Origin of the sequence: uncultured Maricaulis sp., assembly GCF_963976135.1 — a bacterium.
Classification (GTDB): domain Bacteria; phylum Pseudomonadota; class Alphaproteobacteria; order Caulobacterales; family Maricaulaceae; genus Maricaulis.
The window spans coordinates 1-24724 of sequence record NZ_CAXBKN010000036.1; the positions used below are offsets into that span (position 1 = coordinate 1).

Consider the following 24724-nt stretch of genomic DNA (forward strand, 5'->3'; position numbering starts at 1 on the left):
CTGAAATATATCGATGGCTGCACCGACAGCCTGCTGATCCCGCCGGTGCGGATGGGCGATGCCTGTCTCAACCTGCTCTATTTCCCGCCCGGCATCGATCAGACCCCCCATACACACCCGTCCGACCGTATCGGCGTGGTGTTCTCGGGCCGCGGCGAATGCGTGACGCCGGAAGGCATAATCCCGCTCGAGCCGGGCGTGATGTTCCGCATTCCGTTCGAGGGCAATCACAAATTTCGCACCTTCGACAGCGAAATGCGCGTGATCGCCTATCATCCCGACAGCGATTTCGGACCCCAGGACGAGGATCACCCGATGATCAACCGCACCATGGTTGACGGTGTCTCGGCCAACAAGATCGACAAGATCCGGACCGCCTGATTTTGGCTATTTGTATTGTGGACGCAGCCAGACGCCGTTTGCGGCATCGGTTGGCAGTCCCGTGTCCGGATCATAGACGCCGCGGCGCAGATTATTACGGCGATTGATCTCGCTCGCCGCCGGGCGTTTTTCGCCATCGCCGAGTGCGGTCGACAGGGCCGCCAGATCCCGGGCCAGGCTGGCGAATTCATCCATCTCCATCGCGAACGGATGGTCCGGTCCTGGTGTGGTGCGGTCGAAGGTGACGTGTTTCTCGATCACCGTCGCACCCAGCGCCGCCGCCGCGATCGGGGCGACATGCCCCGGCGAATGATCCGACAGACCGACCGGCAGGCCGAAGGCGGACTTCAGCGTTGAAATGGCATTGAGGTTGAGATCCTCCCAGCTGGGAGGATAGCTCGCCGTGCATTGCAGCACGGTCAGATCGCTGCAGCCGGCGGCTTGCACCGTCTTGATGGCGGTCGCGACCTCTTCGAGGTAACTCGCCCCGGTCGACATGATGACGGCCTTGCCGGTGGCGGCGATCTTCTCGAGCAGGGGCGTGAAGGTCAGGTCGCCCGAGGCAATCTTGTAGCGCTTGACGCCCAGTGCCTCGAGCTTGTCGACAGCCTCCAGATCGAACGGGGTCGACATGAATTCGATGCCATTGTCGTCGCAGCAGGCCTTGAGCTCTGGCAGCCAGTGATCGGGCAGGCCCTGATTGGTGAAGGCAGCGTAGCGCGGATTGTCGATCCATGTCCCGCTTGCGGCATCCCTCGCCTTGCGGGCGATCAGGCCTTCGCGGGTCAGTGACTGGAATTTGGCGCTATGGGCACCAGCCTTGGCGCTGGCTTCGATATAGCGTTTGGCCTCGTCCAGGCTGCCGCCATGATTGGAGCCGATCTCGGCGATCAGTGTGATGGCAGGGCTCATGAGGCTATTCCTTGTTGCACCGACTGGGCCGGCGTGATTTCAGCCAGCAGGGCGCAGATATGGCCGGTATCGACTGGCCAGCCGCGGGCCGCGAGCCTGGAATGGATCATGCGCACATAGCCCAGCTCCGCGGCGGTATCGACCGAGAGATCGTATTCGGGGTGATGCAGCGCCTCCGGGAAGGCGAGGGTGAGGCAGCGATAGGCGTCCGGGTTTTCGCGCACTCTTATGGTCACATGTTCGCGGTCGCGGTCGGTTGTTGCGTCATCGCGATCGATCTGGCGCAGCACGCGCGCTTCGACGACTTCGGCGCGCAGCCCCCGGGGAAGATGGCCGGCCTCGGGCCGGGTGTATTCGGCGCCGTGAGCCTGGTGTTCGGCAACGCAGCGCGCGATCACCGCCGGGTCGCGAAACGGGCTGTCCGAGGTAATGCGCACCAGCGTGTCGGCAAGGGTCATGTCGGCGGCGAGGACGAAACGGCTCAGCACATCGCGTTCGGAGCCGCGGCAGACGCGGATGCCTTCCGCTTTGGCGAGGGCAGCGATGACATCGTCGCGCCGGGCCTGTGTCGTGGCAATCACAAGCTCATCGACACCTTCGATACGGCGCAGGCGGCGGCATTGATAGGCCAGCAGGGACACGTCGTCATGCAGCGGCTCGAGAATTTTCCCCGGCAGCCGGCTGGAGCCCATCCGGGCCTGGATGACGGCGATCGTACGCTTCATGTGATGCCCTCGACATCGGGTGGAATTGCCACGTCCTGCCAGGAGCGGACCATGCGCATCGGAGCATAGGGCGGAATGGTTGACGGGATATGGCCAGCCAGATGCTCGGCCCCTGCCAGCATGCGCACCAGCAAGGCCGGGACATTCAACCCCGCCAGCGTCATCAGATAGCCAAAGCCCCACATGCGCGGATTGATCTCAAGCAGATAGGGCGGGGCGTCCGGAGAGGGACGTTTGAGCTCGACGGCGGCCAGGCCGTGCCAGGGGCCGGTGGCGCGCAGGATCGCCAGGCCCGCCTCGGTCAGGCCGGGGTCGACCACCGTTTCGCCGGCAATGGCGGCGCCGCCGCTGGGGGGATTGGTTTGCAGCTTGCGATGCAGGGTGGAGATCACTAGCTCGCCGCGATTCCAGAGCGTGCCGATGGTGTAGATCGTTTCGGGGCCGCCGGGGATGCGCTCTTGCACCAGGCATGGGCCGTGCTCGGCCATGGTGGGCGGCCAGTCGCGCTTGAGCGTCGCCATATCGGCCGGGTAGCTCACCCCGCGCGCACCGCGTGAACAGCGCGGTTTGAGCACACAGGGGAAATCGCCATCCCAGCTCTCCAGATCTGCGAGCGTCTCCGGCTGCAAAGTGCGCGGCAGCGGCAGGCCGGCTTCTGCGATGCGGCTCAGCAGCAGGCCCTTATCAATCCCGAAGCGTAGCACATCCGGATCAGGAACCGGCACGCGCAGACCCCGACCCGCCCACTCCCGCGCGATCGGGGCGAGGGCGGCGGCTTCTGCCTCCGAGCCGGGAATGATGGTGTCGAGGCCGTGTGTTTCGCAGATCTCGGATACGGCGGCGCGATAGGTAGCGGCATGGCTGGCTGCAGGCAGGAGCCGGGCTTCGACGCCGGGCTCGAACAGGCCGGCGGCGAGGGGGTTGAGGTCCGCAGCGACGATCTTCAGCGCGTTGTCGGCCTGTCTGAGCGAGCGGACCGTGCCGAGGCCTGGCGGGGCACCAACGCCTGTGACCAGCACGCCGGTGGAAAGCTCATGCAACATCATGCCGGCCTCCAGGCGTCGAGGGAGCGACCGAGCAGGCGTTCCAATGCGTCGATTTCGGGCGCGAAGCGTGCCTCCAGCATGGCGCGGGTATTGGCGTCCATGGGTGGAACCTGCACGGGGGCTGCACCCGGGGGCGGATAGACGCCATCGGCGGTAGAAGCCGAGGATATGCCGCTGACCGGCGCGACCAGTTCGGCGTGCAGGGCCTCGAAACTCTCGTCCGAGCGATGGTCATGGGCGCCTGCGAGCACAGGGAGTTTGGCGGCCGGAATGCCGCCGGTATTATAGCGCTCCTGCAGCGAGACCGGCGCATCGGGATCAAGGTCGAGAAATTCGAATATGCGCCGCATTGTGCCGGGGGCATCATGGTCGAGTTCGTCCTGGAGCAGGACAAGGCAATGCTCGAAGCACTTCATCCAGGGCTGGAGCTTGCCGGCATATCGGCCGGTATCGGTATAGAGCCATTGAAAGCCCCAATTGGCCGCCTTGCGCCCGGCTTCGATTTCGAGGGTTTTGGCGAAGGAGAGAAATTCCGCATCGCGCCGGACATTCTGAAGATAGTGCGACCAGGCGCGGTCGACCGGGTTGCGCAATATGGCAATGATCCGGGTTGCCGGTCCGCACAGTGACAGCGCCTGCGGTGCCGCGATGTCGGCATAGGCGAGGTAATCGGGCGAGACATCGCCGGCGCGGACCTCGTTACGTCGCGCGGCAAACAGGGCCTGATAGTCTGCAGCCGAACATGGTGCGTCGAAATGATAGAAGGCGGGCCAATGGACCGCGCCCTTCCAGATGTCGGAGAAGAAGCGCCCCTCTTTACGCGTCGGCGAGAGGAAGATGTCCGGGTGCTGGCGCAGATAGTGATAGAGCGAGGTGGTGCCGGACTTCGGCGCACCGATTACGAGAAAGTCCGGCCAGCCGGTTACGGCCGGTGCCCCTGGGCCGGGGTGTTGATGTATTGGTGCGTTACCCACCCTGGTCTCCCTCGGTGCGGCCGATTGGCAGCTTTTGTGTTGGCTTGGACAGAAAATACTGCGCCTGATTCAGGTCGCCGGACCAGCCGCCAGGCTTGAAATGGTTGAATTCGATCGTGTCTGTGTGGCTGAAACAAGATGTGAAATGCGGCTCGCGACCCGGCAGGCACCGCGGCCATCCACTGCCGCTTCGCCCGCCCGGGCAAAGGCTTGACGCCGGGACGGTGTTTGCATCAGCTCGCGCAGGGCCTGCCGTAAACCCTCAGCAAAACCCTCGGCGGCGGGATCCAGACTGATGCCGAGCCCAAGCGCCTGGAATTGCCTGGCCCGCTCGCGCTGGTTGGCTGCGATCGGCAGGGCGATCGCAGCCAGGCCGGTCGCTGCCGCCTCATGCAGTGTGGTCCCGGCGCCGAGTATGGCGATGTCGGCCGCGCAGAGTTCGTCCAGCAGGCCGGTTGCGGGCAGGGTGGTCGTGCCTGGCACCGCCCGTTTGATGTCGATGATGACGCCTTCGAGTTCGGGCAGGTTATCGAGGGCATCCAGCACAGCGCCAAGGACCGGCGTATCGCTACCGCCGAGTGAGATCAGAAGGCGTTGCACCGGTGATCGGATGGTGCGTGGCGAACGGCCGGCATAGCCTGGGGCGAGAAGAATGTGTTCAGGGCCCTCGCATATCTGCGCCAGCGCGCCTGCCAGGGGCGCTCCGAATCCCTGGTGGATGAAGAGATCGGCCTCGGCACCATTGTGATGATTGCCAATCAGCGCCAGCCAGAAGCCGGCGCGGCGCAGCTGTGCGCAGAGCGGGGCGTCGGTGATCTGCCAGTCCCCGATCAGGCCGTCGACACGCGTATCAGTAAGCGTTTGCAACAGGCTGCCGGCCGCCTCCCCCCCGGGGGCGAGGGGCCGGACATCGATCCGATGGGCCAGGCTGGCGGGCACGGTCTGCGGCGTCCGGCTGAACCAGGTGAGGATATGCCCGGCGTCCAGCAGGGCGTGCGCCAGCGCCGCGCACCGCATCATATGACCCAGGCCGATCCGGCTATCGCCATCGGCCCGGATCGCCAGCCGGGCGGGCATGCCGTTCATGTCCGGTCTTTGACCAATTGCTCGAGGTCCGAAGCGACCTGCGGCATGATGTTGTTGAAGTCACGGAAGCCGGTGCCGAAAAACGAGCGGGTCTGGGGATACCATTGCATATGATCGGTGCCGAGCAGAGGCCAGGCCGTTGACCGTGCGTGAATAAACCAGACCTTGCCACCGGATGCGGCAGCCAGATTGCTGGTCGCATTCATTGGCCCGATCACCAGGTCACAGCTCGAGGCGAAGGCGGCTATATCGTCGAGGTCCATTTTGAGGTCGATGCCCTTGGGCTGATGGATGTCGACGCCGAACATATCCTTGGCTTGCTGAAGTTCCTTGGCGATCTCACCATATTGCAGGTTGATGAAGTGGACGCCGTCGACCGCGAATATCGGTTTCCAGTCCTCGAATTCAGAGAAGAAACGCGCCCGCCGCACCGTCATTTTCAGTGATTTCCAGAGAATGCCGACTTTGAGCCCGTCGCCGATCTGGTCGAGATAGTCGCGCCAGACCTCGACGCGCTCGGGATCGGGCGTGAGAAAGGCAGCGCGTTTGGGAAAACTCTCCAGCGATGGACGCAGGGCGATGAGTGGATCGCCCATTGGCGTCCAGTAGTCGGCGCCATCATCGAGATGATTGGCGGTGCGCACATCGCGCCCCTCAAGCTTCACGGAAGTATGATTGCCGACCCTGGCCTGGGGCAATGAGCGCTGAACGAGTGGCACGAGCCGGTATTCACAGGCGATTCTCAACTCACCTTCCGGGCCGATCGCGTTGAGCAATTCCTGGGCTGTGTTGAGAAAGAGGACCTCATCGCCCAGGCCCTGTTCGCCGACAAGGACGACGATCTTGCCCTTGATATCGGCGAGATCATGGCTCTCCCAGCGCGGGCAGCTCATCGCGAAAATCGTCGCTTGCGAATTGTTTGGGTCAAGGCGGCCCTGTTGAGCCTTCCAGCCCTCCTCGACACGCCCGCAGGCCAGAAGGAGCAGGGAGCGGCCATGCTCCATGGTTGCACGATCCATCGCGTCCTGGGGGTTTCTCAGGGCGAGTTCAAAATGCTCAACCGCCTCGACCGGCTTGCCGAGCAGCTCGTACATATTGGCCATATTGTTGTGGGCACGGGCGAAGTTGGGATTCAATCGCAAGGCTTCGGTGAAGAAGGTTATGGCGCCGGCCGGGTCACCGGATTCAGCGAGGACTGTGCCGAGCGAGTTCCACAATTCGACATTTTCCGGGTGCAGGAAAATGGCAGACCGCAGGATTTCAATTGCGTCGGCGATCCGTGCCTGGTCTCGAAGGACGCTTGCCAGATTGGTGATTCCGCTCAGATTGCCGGGGTCGAGCTGAACGCAGAGCCGGTAGAATTTCTCCGCCGCTTCCAGCATGTCCAGCTTCCAGGCGACAATCCCCATATTGAGGTAGATTTCGGCGTCTTTCGGGTCGAGTTTCCAGGCGCGTTCATAGTATTCCAGCGCTTTGGACAGACGCCCGACGCGAAACAGAATCAGGCCGACGGCGTGATTGGTCAGCGCGACGTCCGGGGCAATGTCGAGGGCCCGGAGGACGTATTTCGAGGCCTCCTGGTGTTCGCCCTCATCGGATAATTTAATACCCCGTGTCACCAGGCTGGCAGCCTTGCGATACTTGTCGCGCTGCGCTTTCGGGACGACGCCCAGGCGAAGTTCGGTGCTGAGCCGGCCGCGTGCCCCGCGCGCGCCCACCGCGTCATTCTTCGCGGACTCGGCCTCGGCGTTAAACTCGTCAATCAGGGCTGCGTCGGTCATACAAGGCCTATAGGGTCTGGTGTAGCTTGGAATCCGGCAGCAGCAGGACGGGATTCGATTTAAAACTTGCTAACGCGCCGCCGACCGGACTTGCTGTTGACGCCGCACTGCCGAAACCTTTTCTTCACTCAGGTTTGCCAACGTGCGGTTTGAAATTGTGCGAATCCAAGCTGAGATGACTGGAGAATTCACATGGCCCTGAAAATCTCGCTCAAACCCGGCGAGAAGTTCGTGCTGAACGGAGCCGTTGTGGAGAATGGTGACCGCCGTGCCACGCTCTTGTTGCAGAACCGGGCTTCCGTGCTTCGCGAGAAGGACATCATGCAGGCTGACCAGGTCACCACCCCGGCCCGCCATATCTATTTCCCGATCATGATGATGTATCTTTCTGACCAGGCCGACGATCTTCAGTATGAGCAATTCGTGCTCCGGATGAATGAATTCATGGGCGCCGTAACGGCCACCGAGATTCTGTCGAGCTGCGTCACCATTAGCCGTGATGTGATGGCGGGCGAGTATTACAAGGCGTTGATGCGCTGCAAGAAATTGATTGAATTTGAAGGGGAGCGCCTGAAATAATGTCCTTTCAAGCGTATCAGAAAGCCTCGACCCGGGTCGAAGATCCGCGGTCGACGGAATACCGGCTGTTTGCCCAGGTGACACGGGCCTTGATGAAGGCGTCAGAGACGGATCGGATCGAGATTTCGAGCCGGATCGACGCGCTCGACTGGAATCGCAGGCTTTGGTCCAATCTCGGCGCCGATTGCGCCAGCGTCGATAACAAGCTGCCTGACCAGCTTCGGGCCTCGATCATTTCGCTCTCGCTCTTTGTTTCAAAATACACCTCGCAGGTGATGCGCGGCAATGGCGAATTCGAAGTCCTCATCGACCTGAACCGCACCATCATGCAGGGCCTGGCACCGCCGCCAAATGCGGCCAATAGCGCCGCCTGACCGGGCGCTCCGGCTGACGTCTTCCATATTGTGATACGACTGGATATCTGGGGGCCGGGCGCACATTCGTGTGTCCGGCCTTTGGCGTTTCCGGGGTGTCTGACGAACGCATCGGGACCGGTGCCATGCCGCCGGCTCACCGCGTGATCGCACCCAGTGTCCGGTACAGGCAGGTTCTGCCGGGTCGGCACAATTGGACTGCAGTTTCGGGCGCGGTCCGGATGAAGTGTTCTCACAAACATAAAAACCAGCACAAAAACAATCGGTTGCCGGCATTGCCCTTGGCATGTGGATTGCGACTGTGTGGGCAGGACAAAAAGTCCAAGTCAAGAACGACTTCACCACTTCCAGAATGGAGGAACGATTATGCTTTCAGTGAACACCAACGCCGGAGCCATGGTGGCTCTGCAGAACCTGACGAAGACCAACACTCAAATGACTGAGGTTCAACAACGGATCAACACCGGCCTGGATGTGGCAGGCGCGAAGGATGACGGCGGCAAGTTCGCCATCGCCCAGCGTATGCGCGCCCAAGTCGGTGGGTATGAAGTTGTGAAAGACAGTCTGAACCGGACCCGTTCCGTCGTCGACGTCGCGCTTGCGGCGAGCGAAGGCATTTCGGATCTGCTCATTGAGATGAAGGCGAAGGCACTGGCGGCATCTGATGTTTCTCTGGACTCAGCGTCCCGGACGGCCCTGAATGAAGACTTCAAGGCCCTGCGTGACCAGATTTCAAAGATGGTCAGTACCGCCGAATTCAATGGCACAAACTTGATCAATAATACCGTGACGTCTGTCTCTGCCCTGGCAAATGACGACGGAAGCAGTACGATTTCGATCGTCGACGAGAATCTGACCTTGGGGGGCGCCGTCTTGACGCTCACCGGGACGGCTTCCTTCGCGTCGGCCGGTACTGCGGATACCATCGCGGGAACGATCTCAACCTCGCTGAATAATCTGAACCTTGCGTTGGCGCGCCTCGGCACGGCATCGAAGTCTTTGGAAATTCACGGGGAGTTTGTGGTCAAGCTTTCTGACGCCCTTGAAGTGGGCATCGGGAATCTTGTCGATGCGGATCTGGCGAAAGAGAGCGCGCGCCTGCAGTCGCTGCAAGTCAAGCAGCAGCTGGGGGTCCAGGCACTTTCGATTGCCAACCAGAACCCGCAAACCATCCTGTCCTTCTTCCAGTAGCTTCGTTGATCGGGGCCGCCTTCGGGCGGCCCCGGTTTTTTTGGTTCCGCAAGCGGGGGGCCGTAAGCATGCCCGCAATCTGGAATTAACTCTTTGTAAATCATAAATTTTTGCCGGTAGGCAATTTCTGCCGGACTATTTCATGCTTGGGGCTGCAGTTTTTGCCCAGCCAATGGTTACCGCGAACAGCGCGACTCCCCGAACAACACCAGCACCGCCATCTCTCCCCCGATTAACCTGTTTCGGCGGGGCGTTTCTGGCCCGTAGTTTGCGAGGATTTCCGTGGATCAGAAGGTCCATCGGGCAAAACGCCCGGCATAAACCAGAACGGAAAGGGCCAAGAAATGGCTACTATCAACACGAATACCGGCGCCATGGTTGCGCTGCAGCAGCTGAACATGACCAATCGTGACCTGGAGACGGTCCAGAGCCGGATCACCACCGGTCTTGCGGTCAGTTCCGCGAAAGATGATGGCGGCAAGTTCGCTATCGCCCAGAAGATGCGTGCCGACGTCAAGGCATATGAAGTTGTCGGTGGCTCGCTGGATCTCGCGGCTTCGACGGTTGACGTGGCCCTCGCCGCCGGTGAAGCCGTTTCCGACATCCTCATCGAGATGAAGTCCAAGGCGCTTGCTGCGTCCGACACCAGCCTCGACACGGCGTCGCGTTCCGCACTGAATGAAGACTTCAAGGCTCTTCGCGACCAGATCGGCAAGATCGTCTCGAACGCCTCGTTCAATGGAACCAACCTGATCAATAACACCGTCACGTCGATCTCGGCCCTGGCGAATGCTTCGGGTTCTTCCACGATCTCGATCTCTGACGAGAATCTCTCGCTCGGTGGCGGCGTCGTTACGCTGGCCGCGACGGCTTCGATGGATTCTGCCGGTACCGCCGCGACACTCGCAGGTACCATTTCGACGTCTCTGAACAACCTCAACAGTTCCCTGGCTCGCCTGGGTACGGCCTCGAAATCCGTGGGCATTCACAAGGATTTCGTTGGCAAGCTGGCTGACGCCCTGACGCAGGGTATCGGCAATATGGTCGATGCCGATCTGGCAAAAGAGAGTGCGCGTTTGCAGTCCCTGCAGGTCAAGCAACAGCTTGGCGTTCAGGCTCTGTCGATCGCGAACAGCGCTCCGAGCACGATCCTGGGCTACTTCCGTTAATCCACGGAACCGGATGGCGGATCAATTGGTCCGCCATCCACCTTCCCTGGATAATTGACGGAAGGAAATCTGGAGGCGCTGACGCCTCGACGTCAGCGATGAGAAAATGGCTGATACCAATTATACTCGGCCGCCGCTGGTGGCTAATCCACACCTGGATGCGCGCGACGCGCTCGGCGACCGTTCCCGGCCTGATCCGACCCGCATAGCGCCCATCGAAAAGCAATCGGCCGTACGAGCGGCTGCAGAGCGTCCGTCCGAAGAAGTTCTCGCGGAGCTGGAGCGTCTGTCCCGCGATCTGCTGGGTAATTCCCGGCTCAGCATTCAGCGTGAAGCTGAATCCGGTGACTTCGTCTATCTGATGATTGACACTGATACCGGCGAGACCGTGCGCCGCTGGCCGCCGGAAACGCGCCAAGACCTTGTCGAATATCTGCGCACATTCAAAGCTGGCCTGGTCAACAAGACCGCCTGACTTGCTGGGCAAAACTGACCGGCCTGGCCGTCACGACTCGGCAATTTGCGACTTTATCGCCATCTGACAATATTTGTGAACTTATCTAAGGCGCTGAAATGGCGCCTTTATTTCCATATCCGCGGACCGGCATGGCATTTGCGCTCGTAATTCCAAGGCGTCACGAAATTGTGGCGCGGTGAATTGCGGGAGAATATCGCATGACCTTGAGTGTCCACACCAACACCGCCGCGATGATTGCGCTGCAGAATCTCAACAAGACCAATGACCAGATGGATGGCGTTCAGAATCGGATCAATACCGGGCTGAAAATCTCCGGTGCCAAGGACAATGCCGCCATCTATGCGGTTGCCCAGGGCATGCGCGCGGATATCAGTGCTCTCGGTGCCGTCCAGACCGGTCTCAACCGCGCCACGACGATTGGCGATGTTGCACTGGCCGCCGGCGAAACCATTTCCGATCTTCTGATCCAGATGCGCGAGAAAGCGATGGCGGCGATGGATCCGTCAATCGATACCTATTCGCGTCAGGCCTATGATTCCGATTTCAAGGCCCTGCTCGACCAGGTCCGCGTGATTATCGAGAATGCCGAATTCGACGGCGCCAATCTGCTCGATGGTTCGGTCACCAATGGAGTGGAGTTCCTCGCCGATGCCGATGCGGCGCGGACAGTGACCCTGAAGTCCCAGGATATGAGTATTGGTGGCGCGATCGTGACGATTCCGGCGACTGCCAGCCTGAGCACGGTGACGCTCGCGACTTCGGTGATGGCGAACATCCAGGCCAGTCTCGACAACGTCAATCAATCCCTCGCGGATCTCGGTTCGGACACCAAGAAGCTCGAAGCCCATTCCGGCTTTGTCGCCAAGCTGGTGGATGCCCTCACCAAGGGGGTGGGGAATCTGGTCGATGCCGATCTGGCGGTTGAAAGCGCGCAATTACAGGCCTTGCAGGTCAAGCAACAACTGGGTGTCCAGGCGCTCTCGATTGCCAACTCGCAGCCCCAGATCATTCTCAACCTTTTCCAGTAGACCCGTAAGCCTGCCTCACCACGGCCTGTCTTGCTGCGGAACGGCACCCCAAGCGGGTGCCGTTTTCGTTTGAGCGACTCGCGTCATGATGCGGCGCGTCCGGAGGACTCACCATGCCCAGACCATTCCTGCCCTATGGCCGGCAGTCGATTGACGACAGTGATATCGAAGCGGTCGCCAAAGTGCTGCGCTCCGACTGGCTCACGACGGGTCCGGCCGTCGACGCGTTCGAGGCGGATTTCGCCGCCTCCACCGGTGCGCCACATGCCATCGCCTGTTCCAATGGCACGACAGCGCTCCACCTGGCGCTTGCCGGCCTGGATGTCGGGTCCGGTGATGTCTGCATCGTGCCGGCCATCACCTTCATGGCGACGGCGAATGCGGCGATCTATTGCGGTGCCGATGTTGTGTTTGCCGATGTTGATGCCGCCACAGGGCTGATGACCCCGGACACGCTGCGGCAGGCGATTGTGCGTGCCTCCGGGGCGCGGTTGCGCGCCGTTCTGCCGGTGCATCTGGCCGGGCAGTGCGAGGATATGGCGGCGATGCGGGAAATTGCTGATGCTGCCGGTGCCAGACTGGTGGAGGATGCCTGTCATGCGCTGGGCACGCGCTGGCAGGAGCAGCCGGTTGGGGCGTGTGAGCATTCCGATGCGGCGTGTTTCTCTTTCCATCCGGTCAAGACAATTGCGGCCGGCGAGGGGGGTATGGTGACGACCGGTGACGCGGCCCTCGCGGCCCGGCTGCGGCGTTTGCGCAGTCATGGGATCGAGCGCGATCCGGCGCGGATGGAACAGGGCCAGGACGATCCCTGGTGGCATGAGATGCAGGAGCTGGGCTGGAATTACCGCCTGTGCGACGTCCAGGCGGCGCTGGCGCGGTCGCAATTGCATCGCCTGGATGCCTTCGCTGCCAAACGCAAAGCGCTTGCAGCGGCTTATGATGCGCTGCTGGCGGGGCATCCGCTGGTGAAGGCGCTGGTTCGAACACCTGATTGTGACCCCTGTCTGCATCTCTACCCGGTGCGGATCGACTTTGCTGCGGCCGGAACGGATCGCGCCACCATTATGCGGGCCCTGCAGGCACACGGGATAGGCTCACAGGTTCACTATATCCCGGTGCCGTCACAGCCCTGGTATCGCAGGCGTTATGGCGATCAGACCCCGCCGGGTGCGGCTGGATATTATGCCCAGACGCTGAGCCTGCCGCTGTTTACGGACATGGCGGCGGACGATCCGGCGCGGGTGGTGGCGGCGCTGGACGCGGTGCTGGGCGGCTAGCGGTTCTTCTTGCGGAACAAGACCCAGGTGAGGTCATCAATCCCGGTGGAGCGCTGCCACAGGAATCCGTCAGTCACGATCTCCAGATCGTCGAAGCGGTCAAGGAAGTAGCCTCCGAAATCACGCTTGAACAACAGGTCGTTACGTCCACGATACGGAATGGATTCGGGCTTGGTCGAGAAATATTCGGCGACCAGAATCCAGCGATTCGAAACCCGGTGCATCTCGTCGGCGACGGTGCCGAGATCGTCGGGATGGACGTGAATCAACACGCCGGAGGAGAACACCATGTCGATTTCGCCGGCGCCAAAGGGCAGTTTCTGCCCTGTCGCATTATGTAGCCGTTCGGCTGCCACAACCCTGTCGTCAAGCAAGCGCTGCCTTGCCTTAGCATTGGGCTCCACCGCGTACAGTATCGCGGCCGAGAGCCGGTCGATGGCGCGCAGGTTCAGACCGATATTGCAGCCGACCTCCAGAACGCTCTCCGGTTCGGCACCATGGGTGCCCTTCAGCATCTCCGCCCACATCCGGGTCCGCATGCGCAGGGCGTCGGTCAGGGTCTCATTGCGATCGATATACTCATCGCCGAATTCGCCGCGCCAGGCGTCGAGCTGGGTTGTGTCGGTCATGCTGTCTCTCCAGATGTGCGCCAGTCGATCATTTCCATCGCCAGCGGATCGCCGCGTTTCAGGGCGCGTGTGGCGCGCCGGTCGATTATCTCATCCATGTGTTTCGGGGCCAGGCCGAGGCCGGGCCGGATCGAGCGGATATTGTCAGGGGTAAAGGCCTCGCCGGCGGCGATATCGCGCACGACATAGAGCGAGCGGCGGAAATTCAGCGAGCCGCGTTCACAGCCGGCCAGCTCGTAGCGCACCGATCCCAGGGCGGCGAAGGCGTTGTGGCAGTCCTCGACCAGGCGTTTGAGTTCATCCGGCTCCAGCGAGAAAGAGCCGTCAGGGCCGCCATCGGCCCGCGAGAGGGTGAAATGCTTTTCGATGACGCGCGCACCCAGGGCGACGGCGGCGACCGCGCAGGCCGTGCCGGGCGTGTGGTCGCTCAGACCGGCCACCACCTGAAAGGCTTCAGCCAGGTGTGGCACGGTGCGCAGGTCGGCTTGATCGATCGGTGCCGGGTAGGCGGAAAGGCAATGCAGCACCGCCAACCCGCCGACACCATTCTCGCGCGCGGTGCGCACGGCCTCGTGGATCTCGGCCAGATTGGCCAGGCCGGTCGACATGATCATCGGTTTGCCGGTGCGCGCGACGCGGGCGATCAGGGGCAGGTCAGTGATTTCGAACGAGGCGATCTTGTAGGCGGGTGCATCGAGCGATTCCAGCAGTTCGACCGCCGTGTGATCGAACGGGGTGGAGAAAAGCGGCACACCCAGTTCACGGGCGCGGGCGAAGAGTTCGCCATGCCATTCGAACGGCGTGTGAGCCTCGCTATACAATTCATGCAGGGATCGTCCGTCCCACAGACCACCTTCGATCACAAAGCCGGGGCCGTCATGATCAATCGTGATGGTATCGGCGGTATAGGTCTGGATCTTGATTGCATCGGCTCCGCAGGCCGCGGCGGCTTCTATCGACTCGATGGCGCGATCAATGCGGCCGAGATGATTGGCCGAGATCTCGGCAATAACCAGCGGCGGGTGATCGGGCCCGACCGGGCGGCCGGCGAAATCGAATGAGGGATCGTTGGCTGTAGGCATGACGGTTCTCGGACAGCAGCGTTGCGCACGAAGCGAATCACCAGTGAAGACTGCGTCCGACACTCGGCCGCGAATCTTAATTTGCCGTTCGACCCCGCCCGGTGAGCGCGCCGGTGCGGCCCGGCTCAATATCCGCACTCTCCCATAGCTCCGGCGCAATGCGCGGCAGACCCATGACGGTGCTGGCAGGACTGTCCCAGCCCAGAGGCAGCAGGGCGAACAGCCTGGCCTTGTCGGCGGCGCGATGCATCGGCAGGCAGCTTGTCTGGGCGCGGGGTTGCAGGCGGCCATTGACAATATCATCCCAGTGGATGGCGAACAGCGTCTCGACTTCCTGGCGCAGTCGCAGATAGCTTGATCTCAGGGTTTCGGTGAGCGGGTCGAGCTTGACCTTCTGCTGCACCAGAACCGGGCCGGTATCCATGCCCTCATCAATGAGGTGCAGCGTGACCCCTTTCGGGGTGTCATTGACCCAGGACCAGAAATTGGGGTCGGCACCGCGATTGAAGGGCAGCAGGGAGATGTGCAGGTTCACGATTCGCCCGGCGCACATTTCCAGTGCCGGTGGGGTGATCAGGCGGCGATAGCCATAGCTGATGATCCAGTCCGGACCCAGGGTCTCGAATTCGGCCTCGGTGAGCAGATCCGAACGCATGGTGACGCGGTCCCCCCGTGCCGCAACCGGGGCGAGAAGGGCGTCAGGATAGGGGGAAAGAATCAGTACGTGCATGCCGCAGACTCTGGTGCGCGGAGCTTAACCGAGTCTTGTCGGGCGGCCATTCAGCCGTGCCGGGCGATCCGCTCCAGCAAGGCGCTGGCGATGCGTTCCACGCCGCGCCCGTCGCACAATCGGGCCGCGCTGGACGACAGCTCCGCCAATTGCTGTGCCGAGACCGAGCGCAGCAGGGCGGGCAGATCATCGGCCAGCGTCCCGGGTGTTTCGATCACCAGGGCAGCGCCCGCTTTCGCCATCGCCCGTGCCGCCGGCCGCTGGTTTTCGGCCAGGATGATGACAATGCTCGGAACGCCGAGCACACAGCGCTCCAGGGCACTGCCGCCACCGGCGCCAATCACCAGGTCTGCGGCCATGACGCGGTCCGCCATATCGTCGATATCGACCAGGATGTTGAGGTCCGGATCATTTTGCGCCGCTTGCCGCAAGCCGGGCAGGCTGGGCGCGCGCGGGCCGAGAATGACGTCGAGCGTGACCCCCGGAAGGCTGGCGCGAACCAGGGCGACGATTTGTGCGCTGATCCCGCCGACATCGGTCAGCCCCATCGATACCAGCACACGTGCGAGGCCGGGGTGGCGGAGGCGCCGGGCCAGAGAAGCTGTGCGCAGGCGGCCGAAATCGGGACGCAGGGGCGCCATGTCGGGGCCGAGCAGGAGCGTCGTGCCGGGCGGTACGCGATCGGCATAATCCGCCGGATGCCGGTCAAATCCCTGGTCGACCAGGAGATCGCAATCATGCGCCCGTTCAGGCAGATCCTCGAGCACCGCAATCACTGGCGCGATCCGGCGCAACCGGCTCTCCTCGGTCCGGGTCGAGGAATAGAGGTCGATGACGACCGCATCGGCCCGGCCATCCCAGGTCGCCGGCAGATCGAAATCGGCGGTCGAGCGCGCCGCCATCACCGGGAGTCCGGACCGCGACAGAGCCGGGACAAGCTCGGCACTGCCGGGCATGCAGGCAAATGCGATCCTGATCTCAGGAACTTTGAGGGCAGCGGCCAGTGACAGGCAGCGCATAATATGGCCGCCGCCCAGCTCGGGGCGGGCATCGGCCCGGAACAGCAAACGGCGGGGACGGGCCGGCTGGGGCATCAGGCCGCGTTCGCTTCGCCTATCAGTTCGCGCAGGGAAGGGGCATCGAGTTGCTCGGCATTGTTGTCCGAGGAATAGGACCAGTCATCGGGTACCCGGTGAGCGCCCTGGCTGAGATAGCGCGCCATCAGCTCGCCGGAATAGGCCGGCAGGATGGCGAAGCGGTCGGCGAGTTCAATCGTCGAGCGGGCATCGTCGGAGGGCACCATGATTTCGTGGAGCTTTTCGCCGGGGCGGATACCAATCAGCTTGTGCGGCAGGCCGGGCGCGATGGTGTGGGCCAGATCAACCATGCTCATCGAAGGGATTTTCGGCACGAAGATTTCGCCGCCGCGCGCCATCGCCAGGGTCGAGAGTACGAAATTGACGCCCTGCTCGATGGTGATCCAGAAACGCGTCATGCGCGGATCGGTGATGGGAAGGTGATCGATGCCGTCTTCCATCAGCTTGCGGAAGAAGGGAATGACCGACCCGCGCGAGCCGACGACATTGCCATAGCGCACGACCGAGAAAATCGGGCCGTCAGCGCCGCCCATATGCTGGCCGGCTGTAAAGATCTTGTCGGCGGCCAGTTTCGAGGCGCCATACAGATTGATCGGGTTGGCGGCCTTGTCGGTCGACAGGGCGCAGACATATTTCACACCGCATTTGATTGTGGCCCGCACGACGTTTTCGGCACCCATGACATTGGTCTTGATGCATTCGAACGGATTGTATTCGGCGATCGGCACATGTTTCAGCGCGGCGGCATGGATGACGATGTCGACGCCGCGCATGGCCTGTTCCAGGCGCGATTCATCACGCACATCGCCAATGAAATAGCGCAGGAAGGGATAATCGCCTGGCGAGAATTGCTGCGCCATTTCATATTGCTTGAGCTCGTCACGCGAGAAGACGATCAGCTTGCGCGGCTTGAATTCGCGGCAAATTGTTTCAACGAAACGCTTGCCGAATGAGCCGGTGCCGCCGGTAATCAGTATCGATTTGCCATCCAGATCGATGCGCGGCTCTTTGAAGCTGCGGCTCGTGATCAGCTGCTCCAGGGCATCTTCTTCGATCGGGGTCTTGGCCATATTGGGTCTCGCGATTCGCCTATTCGGTACGACGCTGGCGTGCAGCGGTTAACGAGGCGTTAGGAGGCCGGCGTCGAGACTGCCAGAACCCTGTTTCATCAGACCACTTTTCAAGGCCGGTCATGTCCCTCGCGATTATCGTTCAAGCCCGTTTTGGCTCGACCCGCCTGCCGGGAAAAATCCTCAATCCACTCGGATCGAAGAGCGCACTGGTGCGGGTGCTCGACCGCTGCGCCCGTATAGCCGGGGCGAACCATGTCATCGCGGCCGTTCCGGATACGGACGCCGATGATGTTGTCGCGGAGGCGGCGCGCGCGGCGGGTTATGCGGTCAGCCGCGGTTCGGAACACGATGTTCTGTCACGCTATGCCAAAGCCGCGCGCGACTGTGGCGCTGAATATATTATGCGTGTGACCAGCGACTGCCCCTTCATCGATCCGCAGATCTGCGGGCGGGTGATCGAGCTGTTGCATGAAACCCATGCCGACTATGCCAGCAATTCGATGCCGGCGCTCTTCCCGCACGGGCTCGACTGCGAGGTCTTTCCGTCCGTTTTGCTCTACCGCGCCGACCGTCTGGCCCGAGAGCCGGGGGATCGCGAACATGTGACGCCCTGGCTGCGTCAGAACCCGCATCTCCACCATGCCTCGCTGTCAGGGCCGGGCCAGGGGCTGGAGCGGCTGCGCTGGACGCTGGATTATGCCGAAGACCTGCAATTCTTCCAGGCGGTCTATGACGAGCTTGGCGAGGCCGCGGCCACCGCTTCGGCGGCAGAATTGGCGGCGCTGTGCCTGCGGCGTCCTGACCTGGTGGCGATCAATGCCGGCCGGATCGATGAGTGCCGGCTCGAGAATTCGCAGCAGGCGGAGATTATCAGCGCACCATTTGCCCTGCGTGAAGCCGCGTAGAGCGGGCTTTCGAGCCTGATTGGCAAGACTTTCTTCGCACTCTGGGTCTAGCTTGGGAGGTTGGATCATAGGGATTTTGCGCCGTGGCCGTTAACGGGTTGGATTTTTCAGTACTGAATGGCTGGTACCAGGCCAAGCTGAGCGCGTCGCAGGCGTCCAATATCGCGCCCCAGACCCGGACCGCGGACCAGGCGGCCGCCGCCGGTGTGACGCCGCCCTGGGATGTTTCCAGCTCGACCGCGTCGATCGAGGAATTGCGCCGCGGCGTCCTTGCCAGCGGTGAGTTCTTCGACTCCAAGAAAAGCGCCTTCTCCGATCTCAACGCCCCGGATGACTACAAGGCGCTGTTCGATCTCTATGTCGGACTGAAGACCCTGTCCGCCCTGGCCGAAAAGGCGATGGACAAGACGGTCTCGGAAACCGACCGCAAATTCATCAATACGCGCTTCGCCGAAGGTCTGGCCCAGCTCGACAGCTTCTATGATTCCATGAAACTCGACGGGCTCACCCTGCTCAAGGGCGAGCAGCTGTCCAGCGCCGACAGTTCGGTCGCGATCAGCCGTGGCGAGTCCGTCTATGTCACGGGCACGGTGCATACCGGTGCCTATGATGCCGAAGTGGCGAGCCTGACCGGCGATGTGCAATTCACCGTCTCGGTGAAGAAGAATGGCGTGACGCAGGACATCGCCATCAATCTGGCCGATATGGGCGCCACGACGCGCTCGCTCGACAATGTTTCCGCCCATATCAATACGGCGCTGGAGGGCGCTGGCGTGCTGACGCGCTTTTCGCGCGTCAAACTGGGCACGCCGGATGAAGACAATATCATCCCCGGCAATGATTACGGCTTCAAGGTTTCGGGTATCTCCACCGAGGTGGTCAGCTTCAGCGCCGCATCCGCCAGCCCGGCCATTTATCTCGCCGGCACGTCCGGGATGAACGACAATGCCGCAGGCCAGGTGGTCAAGCTGACCGATCTGGGTGCCGCGGCGCCGACGACCGCTTTCTCCACCCGGCTCGAAGCCGCGTCTGATACCAGTCAGGTTGCCGTGGTCGGCGGCGAGGATGGCGAGACGCGGACCAAGGAAGAGGTCAACCCGCTCGAGATCACGTCCAGCGCGACGGCTACCGATGGCAGTGTCTTCGTCGTCGGCACGACGTCGGCCGCCCTCGGCGGCGCCGATATCAAGGGCGAGCACGACATGGTGCTGGCCAAGTATGATTCTACCGGCAAGATGGTCTGGAGCCGGGTGCTTGGCGCGGCCGCCGAGGCCAGCGCGACCAGCGTCGCGGTCGATGATGACGGCAATGTCGTCGTCGCCGGTGTCGTCGAGGGCGGGCTTGGCACGACCACAGATGTCGGCGGCAAGGACAGTTTTGTCGCCAAATACGATGCCAATGGCGTCGAGCAATGGCTGTCGCGCTTTGGCGGCAGCGGCGACGACCAGCCCAATGCCGTGACGATTGCCAGCGATGGCACGATCTATGTCGCCGGCAAGGCATCGAGCGCCTTCGGTGGTGCCAATCATCTGGGCGGTGCCAGCGACGGCTATCTGCGGGCGATCAATTCCAGCGGCACGACGCTCGCCACGACACGGATTGGCGGCGTTGGTGATGACACGGTTTCGGCCATCACCATGGCATCGGACGGCAATCTGATTGTCGCCAGCCAGGAAGACGGCACCGGCGTGATCCGCAAGTATGACGCCGCCGACCTGACCGCCGGCCCGCTCTGGACCCAGTCGCTCGGCGATATGGGCGCGGGCCGGATTGGCGATATCGCGGTGGATGGCAGCAATATCTATATCGCCGGTTCCGCCGGCGGCAGTTTCGCGCCGAGCGCGCCCCTCATTGCCCATTCCGGCGGCGAGCGCGATGCCGTTCTTGTCAAGCTGACCGATGGCGCCTCGGCGACGGTCGACTACACAACCTTCCTCGGCTCCGACAAGGATGAGACGGCCAATGCCATCACACTGGACGGCAGCAAGCTCTATCTTGCCGGCAAGACGACCGGCGCCTTGCCAGGCCAGTCACTGATCGGTGATCGCGACGCCTTTGCTGCCAGTTTCAACGCCGCCGACGGGGCCTTTGACTGGGCAGTCCAGCTCAGCGGCCGCAGCGGTATCAGTGAGGCGACCGGCGTTTCCGTCGTTGCCGGCGGGGATTCCGTGCTTGACGCGCTGGGCCTGCCGGCTGGAACGCTGACCTATTCCGACAGCCGTGTCGTCACCGACCGCACGGCCGCACGCGATGGCGACCATTTCTATCTTTCGGTAAATGGCGGCCGCCGCCAGAAAATCTCGATCGATGCCGATGACACGATGCGTTCGCTCACTTTCAAGATCAATGGCGCCCTGATTCTCGATGGCACGGCCGATGTCCGCCGCGCGACCAATGGCGATGCCCTGCGCATTTCGCCGAAGGAAGGCTCGACCATCGAGCTGTTCGCCGGCTCGGAAGGCAGCGATCTGCTCAAGGCCCTCGGCATGGCGCCGGGCGCCATCGTCAAGAGCGTCTCCGCCCTCGACAAGGATGGTTCGGCCGATGCGCCGCCTCTGTTTGCGATGGATCTGCCAACACTGATGAGCCTGTCCGACAAGGACGAATCGAAGACCGCCTTTGACGCGATCAGCCACGCCATGACGATCGTCCAGCGCGCTTATCGCGAGCTGACGACGCCGGCATCACTGAAGAATTTGCTCAATGAGGGCCCCGGCAAGCGCGGCGGCACAGTGCCCGCCTATCTGACCAAGCAATTGGCCAATTACTCCGCCGGGCTGGAACGCCTGGGCGGCTCGTCGAGCGGCGGATTATACTAGGTCTGGCTGGCAGCATTCCGGCTTTGGCGCCGCCAGCAGAATGCGGCCCGGGCGCCTAGGCCGTCTGGTTCAGCGCGATTGACAGGCCGCGCGTCTGTTGTGGCCGCTGGGCGGCGCCGGGACCATAGCCATGGCCGGTGCTGCGCTGGCGTTCGGCTTCGTCGGCAATGGCGCGCACAACGCCTTCGGTAATCACCTTCATCGCCGTGACGGCGCGGGCATTCTCGGCCAGGGCGGCATGGAAACTGACCGTCGCCTCGCGCAGGCTGTTCTTGAGCGCGACCGGGGCGCCGGCAAAACGGGCGGGCTCGTTGCGGGCCCGGGCGACTTCGCCGCGATAGATATTGGCCAGCTTGGTCTTCTCGTCCTGCAGCGTGACAGCGTCCTGGGGCCGGCGGCGTTGAAACATCTGGGTTTCGCCGCGGATCAGCTCGGTCAGGCGGCCGGTCAGGCGCAGGAGCGCCTCGGCGCGTTCGGTTCCGTTTCGTGCTGCGAGTTCGGTCATTGGCTTTCTCCGCCCTGGCTGTCAGCGGCCTCCTGATAGCGCAGGATTTCCGAGGTCAGACGATCGGACAGGCCGATTCCGCCTGCCTGCGCCATGACCTTGGCATATTCCTCGTTCAGCATGCCGCGAAACGCATTCTCGCCCGGGCCGCCGCCGAAGGGGTTATCCTCACCGACCTGGGCAAACATGGCTTCCATCATCTGCGCCAGGAAGACGGATTCGAAATCCTCGGCCGCGGCGCGGGCGGCATCGGCCGTTGTGCCACTGGTCTGGGCGGTGAGATTGCCTGAACGCGAGGCGCCGAGCGCCTGGTTGAGCTGAAGGTCGAGCAGGCTTTCCATTACAGAACCTCGATTTCCGCTTGCAGCGCACCGGCTGCCTTGATGGATTGCAGGATGGTGATCATGTCGCGCGGTGTGACGCCCAGGGCGTTGAGCCCGTCGACCAGCTCGCTCAACGAGACGCCGCCATCGAGGACGCCGAGCTGGGTATTGTCCTCGGAGACCGTAATATCGGTCCGCGGCAGGACGACGGTCTCACCCTCGGAGAAGGGGGCAGGCTGGCTGGCGATCGGGCTTTCGCGGACCGTGATGGTCAGATTGCCCTGGGCGATCGCGACTGTTGAGACGCGGACATTCTCACCCATCACGATGGTGCCGGTATTCTCGTCGATAATGATGCGGGCAGGCTGGTCCGGCTGGACGCGCAATTGTTCGATCTCGGACAGCAGATCAATCATGTCGCCATTATAGGAGGCGAGGCGGCTCAGCTCGACGGTGGCCGGATTGGTCGCCCGCGCCGCCGTGGCGCCCATGAAGGTATTGATGACACTGGCCATGCGGCGGGCGGTGGTGAAATCGGGATTGCGCAGGGAAAGACGCAGGGATGTGCGATTGGCAATCTCCTGCCATGGGTCCATCCCGGTGCCGTCAAACGGGTTTTCCACCAGGGCGCCATTGGCGATGCGGCCGCTGGTCGGAACGCCGCGCGTGACCGAGGCACCGTCGCCGCCGGCGGCGAAGCCGCCAATGGTCAGCGTTCCCTGGCTGACGGCCCAGGCGCGGCCATGGCTGTCGAACAGTGGCGTACCGATCAATGTCCCGCCCTGCAGGCTCCCGGCATCGCCGATCGCCGAGACGGTGACGTCAATCCGCGACCCCTGCGAGGAGAAGGCGGGGAGTGTGGCCGTGACCATTACGGCCGCGATATTGCGGGTATTCAGATTGGCGTCGCGCGTATTGACATTGAAATGCTCGAGCATCGCGTTGAGCGACTGATTGGTGAAGCTGGAATTGCGCAGTGAGTCGCCCGTGCCGTCGAGACCGACCACAAGGCCATAGCCGACCAGATGATTGTCGCGCACATCCTCGACATCGACCATGTCCTTGATTCGGGACGAGGCGAGGCCAGGGGCCGACAAGAGGCAGGCGGTGATGATGGCGATGAGCAGACGCATTTTGCGGTCTCCGGAAACTGTCCTCCCAGGCATTGCGAATCGTGTGCCAGAACCGGAAGCTGCTGGCATAAAAAATTATGTTTGAAATCAATTGGTTGATGGGGCGTGCCTTGCCGGGGCAGGCGGTAAAACTCGCCGGTGGCGGCAATCGCCGGGCAAGATCTGCCGGGCAGGCCTGCCGGATTAAGGCTCTGTTAACGGCGGCAGCGCATCCCTGAAGGCTATCGAACAGGAAGCGATTCTCGTCATGAAAGTCACAGGACCCCGCTCAGCGAGCTCAGTTTCTTCCGGCAAGCGCGCCTCCGGTTCGCGGGCGGGCGGCGACACGTTCACGCTTGAGCAGGCGGCGCAATCCTCCGCGGTGATGGCGAGCGCTCCGATGACGGGTATCAATTCGGTTGATGCCATTCTGGCACTGCAATCGGTTGGCGATTTCAATGAAGCGCGCAAACAAGCCACCGGCCGGGCGATGGAATTGCTCGATGTGCTCGACGAGCTCAAGCTCGCCCTGCTCGAGGGCGGGCTGCCGAAAGCGAAACTCGTCTCATTGATGAATCTGCTGCAGACCCGGCGCGATGACACCAATGATGCCGGGCTTGAAGCTGCCCTGGATGAAGTCGAGATCCGGGCAGCCGTCGAGCTTGCGAAATTCGGCTGATTCACCCGCCGGTTTGCCGGTCCTGCGTCGACCATTTCCCAACCTGGTCAGAAATTTGCTAGTTGCACCAAACCGGTGAGCAGCGTGACCGCGTTGACTCGGCGGACTCCGTGCATATGCTCCGCCCGCTTTCTGGGGGGAGAGCCTGTTGGCTGACAATTGTTGAGTAGAGGGCGATGATGGAATCCGAACCGATCGAACTCCCCGCGGGGTACAGGCCCAGCGATGACGAGCCGTTCATGAATGAGCGGCAAAAGGAGTATTTCCGTCTCAAGCTGATCGCCTGGAAGGAAGACATCCTTCGCGAAAGCAAGTCGACACTCTCCAATCTGCAGGCGGACCAGGGCGCGCTGCCCGATATTGCCGACCGCGCTTCGACCGAGACAGATCGCTCGCTCGAATTGCGCGCTCGCGACCGCCAGCGCAAGCTTATCTCGAAGATTGACAGCGCCCTGCGGCGAATCGAGGACGATGCCTACGGCTATTGCGAAGACACCGGTGAGCCGATCAGCCTGGCCCGGCTCGACGCGCGTCCGGTCGCCACGCTCAGCCTTGAGGCGCAGGAGCGTCACGAGCGCAAGGAACGCGTCCACCGCGACGACTAGGTCCGGCTGACGCTTCCACTTTCCCAAAAAAAAGGGCCGCCACGATTGCTCGTGACGGCCCAGATGAGCCCGATGGTGGCGGGGTTTCTGCCCGGCCCGCCTGCTGCGACATGATTTCGCGCAAGGCCGGCCGGCTGTTCGTGTCGCTGATGCCGCCTAGA

Annotated in this window: 25 protein-coding genes and 1 pseudogene; 12 read left to right on the forward strand and 14 right to left on the reverse strand. The window is 62.3% G+C overall.

Translation table 11 applies throughout. The features are described 5' to 3' along the window. Nucleotides 1-381: pseudogene (locus AAC023_RS06700) on the forward strand (cupin domain-containing protein); the annotation flags it as partial. Between the two features lie 6 nt (nucleotides 382-387). Here the strand turns inward: AAC023_RS06700 and AAC023_RS06705 are convergent. From AAC023_RS06705 to AAC023_RS06730, 6 genes are all read right to left on the reverse strand, one after another. Then, nucleotides 388-1293 carry an N-acetylneuraminate synthase family protein gene (locus tag AAC023_RS06705; protein ID WP_339739428.1) on the reverse strand — a complete coding sequence of 302 codons (906 nt, stop codon included), beginning with the start codon at nucleotides 1291-1293 and terminating at the stop codon, nucleotides 388-390. Continuing rightward, complete coding sequence (locus tag AAC023_RS06710) at nucleotides 1290-2018, reverse strand: hypothetical protein (protein ID WP_339739430.1); 729 nt, start codon at nucleotides 2016-2018, stop codon at nucleotides 1290-1292. Before AAC023_RS06710 ends, AAC023_RS06705 begins: the two co-directional genes overlap by 4 nt. Beyond that, the gene (locus AAC023_RS06715; RefSeq protein WP_339739432.1) at nucleotides 2015-3064 is read right to left on the reverse strand and encodes a hypothetical protein; all 1050 of its coding nucleotides are present in this window, start codon (nucleotides 3062-3064) and stop codon (nucleotides 2015-2017) included. The genes AAC023_RS06710 and AAC023_RS06715 overlap by 4 nt, the downstream gene beginning before the upstream one ends. Further along, the gene (locus AAC023_RS06720) at nucleotides 3061-4038 is read right to left on the reverse strand and encodes a sulfotransferase (RefSeq protein WP_339739434.1); all 978 of its coding nucleotides are present in this window, start codon (nucleotides 4036-4038) and stop codon (nucleotides 3061-3063) included. The genes AAC023_RS06715 and AAC023_RS06720 overlap by 4 nt, the downstream gene beginning before the upstream one ends. A 69-nt stretch (nucleotides 4039-4107) precedes the next feature. Then, on the reverse strand, nucleotides 4108-5124 hold the full coding sequence (locus AAC023_RS06725) for a hypothetical protein (protein WP_339739436.1): 1017 nt from the start codon (nucleotides 5122-5124) through the stop codon (nucleotides 4108-4110). Further along, nucleotides 5121-6905, reverse strand: a complete 1785-nt coding sequence (locus tag AAC023_RS06730) for a tetratricopeptide repeat protein (RefSeq protein ID WP_339739438.1) — start codon at nucleotides 6903-6905, stop codon at nucleotides 5121-5123. The genes AAC023_RS06725 and AAC023_RS06730 overlap by 4 nt, the downstream gene beginning before the upstream one ends. 192 nt (nucleotides 6906-7097) lie before the next feature. Here AAC023_RS06730 and flbT point away from each other — a divergent pair, with 192 nt between their 5' ends. The 7 genes from flbT (at nucleotide 7098) to pseC (ending at nucleotide 13004) form a co-directional block, all read left to right on the forward strand. Then, nucleotides 7098-7484 carry a flagellar biosynthesis repressor FlbT gene (flbT, locus tag AAC023_RS06735; RefSeq protein ID WP_339739440.1) on the forward strand — a complete coding sequence of 129 codons (387 nt, stop codon included), beginning with the start codon at nucleotides 7098-7100 and terminating at the stop codon, nucleotides 7482-7484. After that, entirely contained in the window at nucleotides 7484-7858 is a 375-nt protein-coding gene (flaF, locus tag AAC023_RS06740) for a flagellar biosynthesis regulator FlaF (protein WP_339739442.1), read from the forward strand. The genes flbT and flaF overlap by 1 nt, the downstream gene beginning before the upstream one ends. Before the next feature lie 366 nt (nucleotides 7859-8224). Further along, nucleotides 8225-9049 (forward strand): flagellin, encoded by an 825-nt coding sequence (locus AAC023_RS06745; RefSeq protein ID WP_339739444.1) that lies wholly within the window; start codon nucleotides 8225-8227, stop codon nucleotides 9047-9049. A 344-nt stretch (nucleotides 9050-9393) separates the two neighbouring features. Then, nucleotides 9394-10218 carry a flagellin gene (locus tag AAC023_RS06750; protein ID WP_339739447.1) on the forward strand — a complete coding sequence of 275 codons (825 nt, stop codon included), beginning with the start codon at nucleotides 9394-9396 and terminating at the stop codon, nucleotides 10216-10218. A gap of 106 nt (nucleotides 10219-10324) precedes the next feature. Beyond that, on the forward strand, nucleotides 10325-10693 hold the full coding sequence (locus tag AAC023_RS06755) for a flagellar protein FlaG (RefSeq protein WP_339739449.1): 369 nt from the start codon (nucleotides 10325-10327) through the stop codon (nucleotides 10691-10693). A gap of 200 nt (nucleotides 10694-10893) precedes the next feature. Further along, entirely contained in the window at nucleotides 10894-11724 is an 831-nt protein-coding gene (locus AAC023_RS06760) for a flagellin (protein WP_339739451.1), read from the forward strand. Nucleotides 11725-11837: 113 nt separating this feature from the next. Further along, nucleotides 11838-13004, forward strand: coding sequence for a UDP-4-amino-4,6-dideoxy-N-acetyl-beta-L-altrosamine transaminase (pseC, locus tag AAC023_RS06765; protein ID WP_339739453.1), 1167 nt, complete (start codon nucleotides 11838-11840; stop codon nucleotides 13002-13004). On the opposite strand, the gene AAC023_RS06770 is transcribed toward pseC, so the two are convergent. The 5 genes from AAC023_RS06770 to pseB form a co-directional block, all read right to left on the reverse strand. Further along, nucleotides 13001-13633 carry a pseudaminic acid biosynthesis-associated methylase gene (locus AAC023_RS06770; RefSeq protein WP_339739455.1) on the reverse strand — a complete coding sequence of 211 codons (633 nt, stop codon included), beginning with the start codon at nucleotides 13631-13633 and terminating at the stop codon, nucleotides 13001-13003. The two genes, pseC and AAC023_RS06770, sit on opposite strands and share 4 nt — an antisense overlap. Then, the gene (pseI, locus tag AAC023_RS06775) at nucleotides 13630-14715 is read right to left on the reverse strand and encodes a pseudaminic acid synthase (RefSeq protein ID WP_339739457.1); all 1086 of its coding nucleotides are present in this window, start codon (nucleotides 14713-14715) and stop codon (nucleotides 13630-13632) included. The genes AAC023_RS06770 and pseI overlap by 4 nt, the downstream gene beginning before the upstream one ends. A 76-nt stretch (nucleotides 14716-14791) precedes the next feature. Continuing rightward, complete coding sequence (locus tag AAC023_RS06780; RefSeq protein WP_339739459.1) at nucleotides 14792-15445, reverse strand: formyltransferase family protein; 654 nt, start codon at nucleotides 15443-15445, stop codon at nucleotides 14792-14794. 50 nt (nucleotides 15446-15495) lie between these two features. After that, the gene (pseG, locus tag AAC023_RS06785; RefSeq protein WP_339739461.1) at nucleotides 15496-16539 is read right to left on the reverse strand and encodes a UDP-2,4-diacetamido-2,4,6-trideoxy-beta-L-altropyranose hydrolase; all 1044 of its coding nucleotides are present in this window, start codon (nucleotides 16537-16539) and stop codon (nucleotides 15496-15498) included. Beyond that, the gene (pseB, locus tag AAC023_RS06790) at nucleotides 16539-17612 is read right to left on the reverse strand and encodes a UDP-N-acetylglucosamine 4,6-dehydratase (inverting) (RefSeq protein WP_339739463.1); all 1074 of its coding nucleotides are present in this window, start codon (nucleotides 17610-17612) and stop codon (nucleotides 16539-16541) included. The genes pseG and pseB overlap by 1 nt, the downstream gene beginning before the upstream one ends. A gap of 122 nt (nucleotides 17613-17734) precedes the next feature. Between pseB and AAC023_RS06795 the strand changes: the two genes are divergently transcribed. Beyond that, complete coding sequence (locus AAC023_RS06795; protein WP_339739465.1) at nucleotides 17735-18520, forward strand: glycosyltransferase family protein; 786 nt, start codon at nucleotides 17735-17737, stop codon at nucleotides 18518-18520. A 98-nt stretch (nucleotides 18521-18618) separates the two neighbouring features. Next, complete coding sequence (locus AAC023_RS06800) at nucleotides 18619-21339, forward strand: hypothetical protein (RefSeq protein ID WP_339739467.1); 2721 nt, start codon at nucleotides 18619-18621, stop codon at nucleotides 21337-21339. A gap of 55 nt (nucleotides 21340-21394) precedes the next feature. Here AAC023_RS06800 and AAC023_RS06805 read toward each other — a convergent pair whose 3' ends face one another. Genes AAC023_RS06805 through AAC023_RS06815 form a run of 3 tightly spaced genes read right to left on the reverse strand, consistent with a single transcriptional unit; the run spans nucleotide 21395 to nucleotide 23300 of the window. Continuing rightward, nucleotides 21395-21844, reverse strand: coding sequence for a flagellar basal-body protein FlbY (locus AAC023_RS06805; protein ID WP_339739469.1), 450 nt, complete (start codon nucleotides 21842-21844; stop codon nucleotides 21395-21397). Then, a complete protein-coding gene (locus AAC023_RS06810) occupies nucleotides 21841-22185 on the reverse strand; it encodes a rod-binding protein (protein WP_339739471.1) in 345 nt (114 codons plus the stop codon). The genes AAC023_RS06805 and AAC023_RS06810 overlap by 4 nt, the downstream gene beginning before the upstream one ends. Next, a complete protein-coding gene (locus AAC023_RS06815) occupies nucleotides 22185-23300 on the reverse strand; it encodes a flagellar basal body P-ring protein FlgI (protein WP_339739473.1) in 1116 nt (371 codons plus the stop codon). Before AAC023_RS06815 ends, AAC023_RS06810 begins: the two co-directional genes overlap by 1 nt. A gap of 247 nt (nucleotides 23301-23547) precedes the next feature. Here AAC023_RS06815 and AAC023_RS06820 point away from each other — a divergent pair, with 247 nt between their 5' ends. Together AAC023_RS06820 and dksA are read left to right on the forward strand one after the other, a co-directional pair. Then, nucleotides 23548-23958: a flagellar assembly protein FliX gene (locus AAC023_RS06820; RefSeq protein WP_339739475.1), complete on the forward strand. Its 411-nt coding sequence runs from the start codon at nucleotides 23548-23550 to the stop codon at nucleotides 23956-23958. A gap of 239 nt (nucleotides 23959-24197) precedes the next feature. Beyond that, nucleotides 24198-24563: an RNA polymerase-binding protein DksA gene (dksA, locus tag AAC023_RS06825; RefSeq protein WP_339739478.1), complete on the forward strand. Its 366-nt coding sequence runs from the start codon at nucleotides 24198-24200 to the stop codon at nucleotides 24561-24563. The last annotated feature ends 161 nt before the right edge of the window (nucleotides 24564-24724 follow it).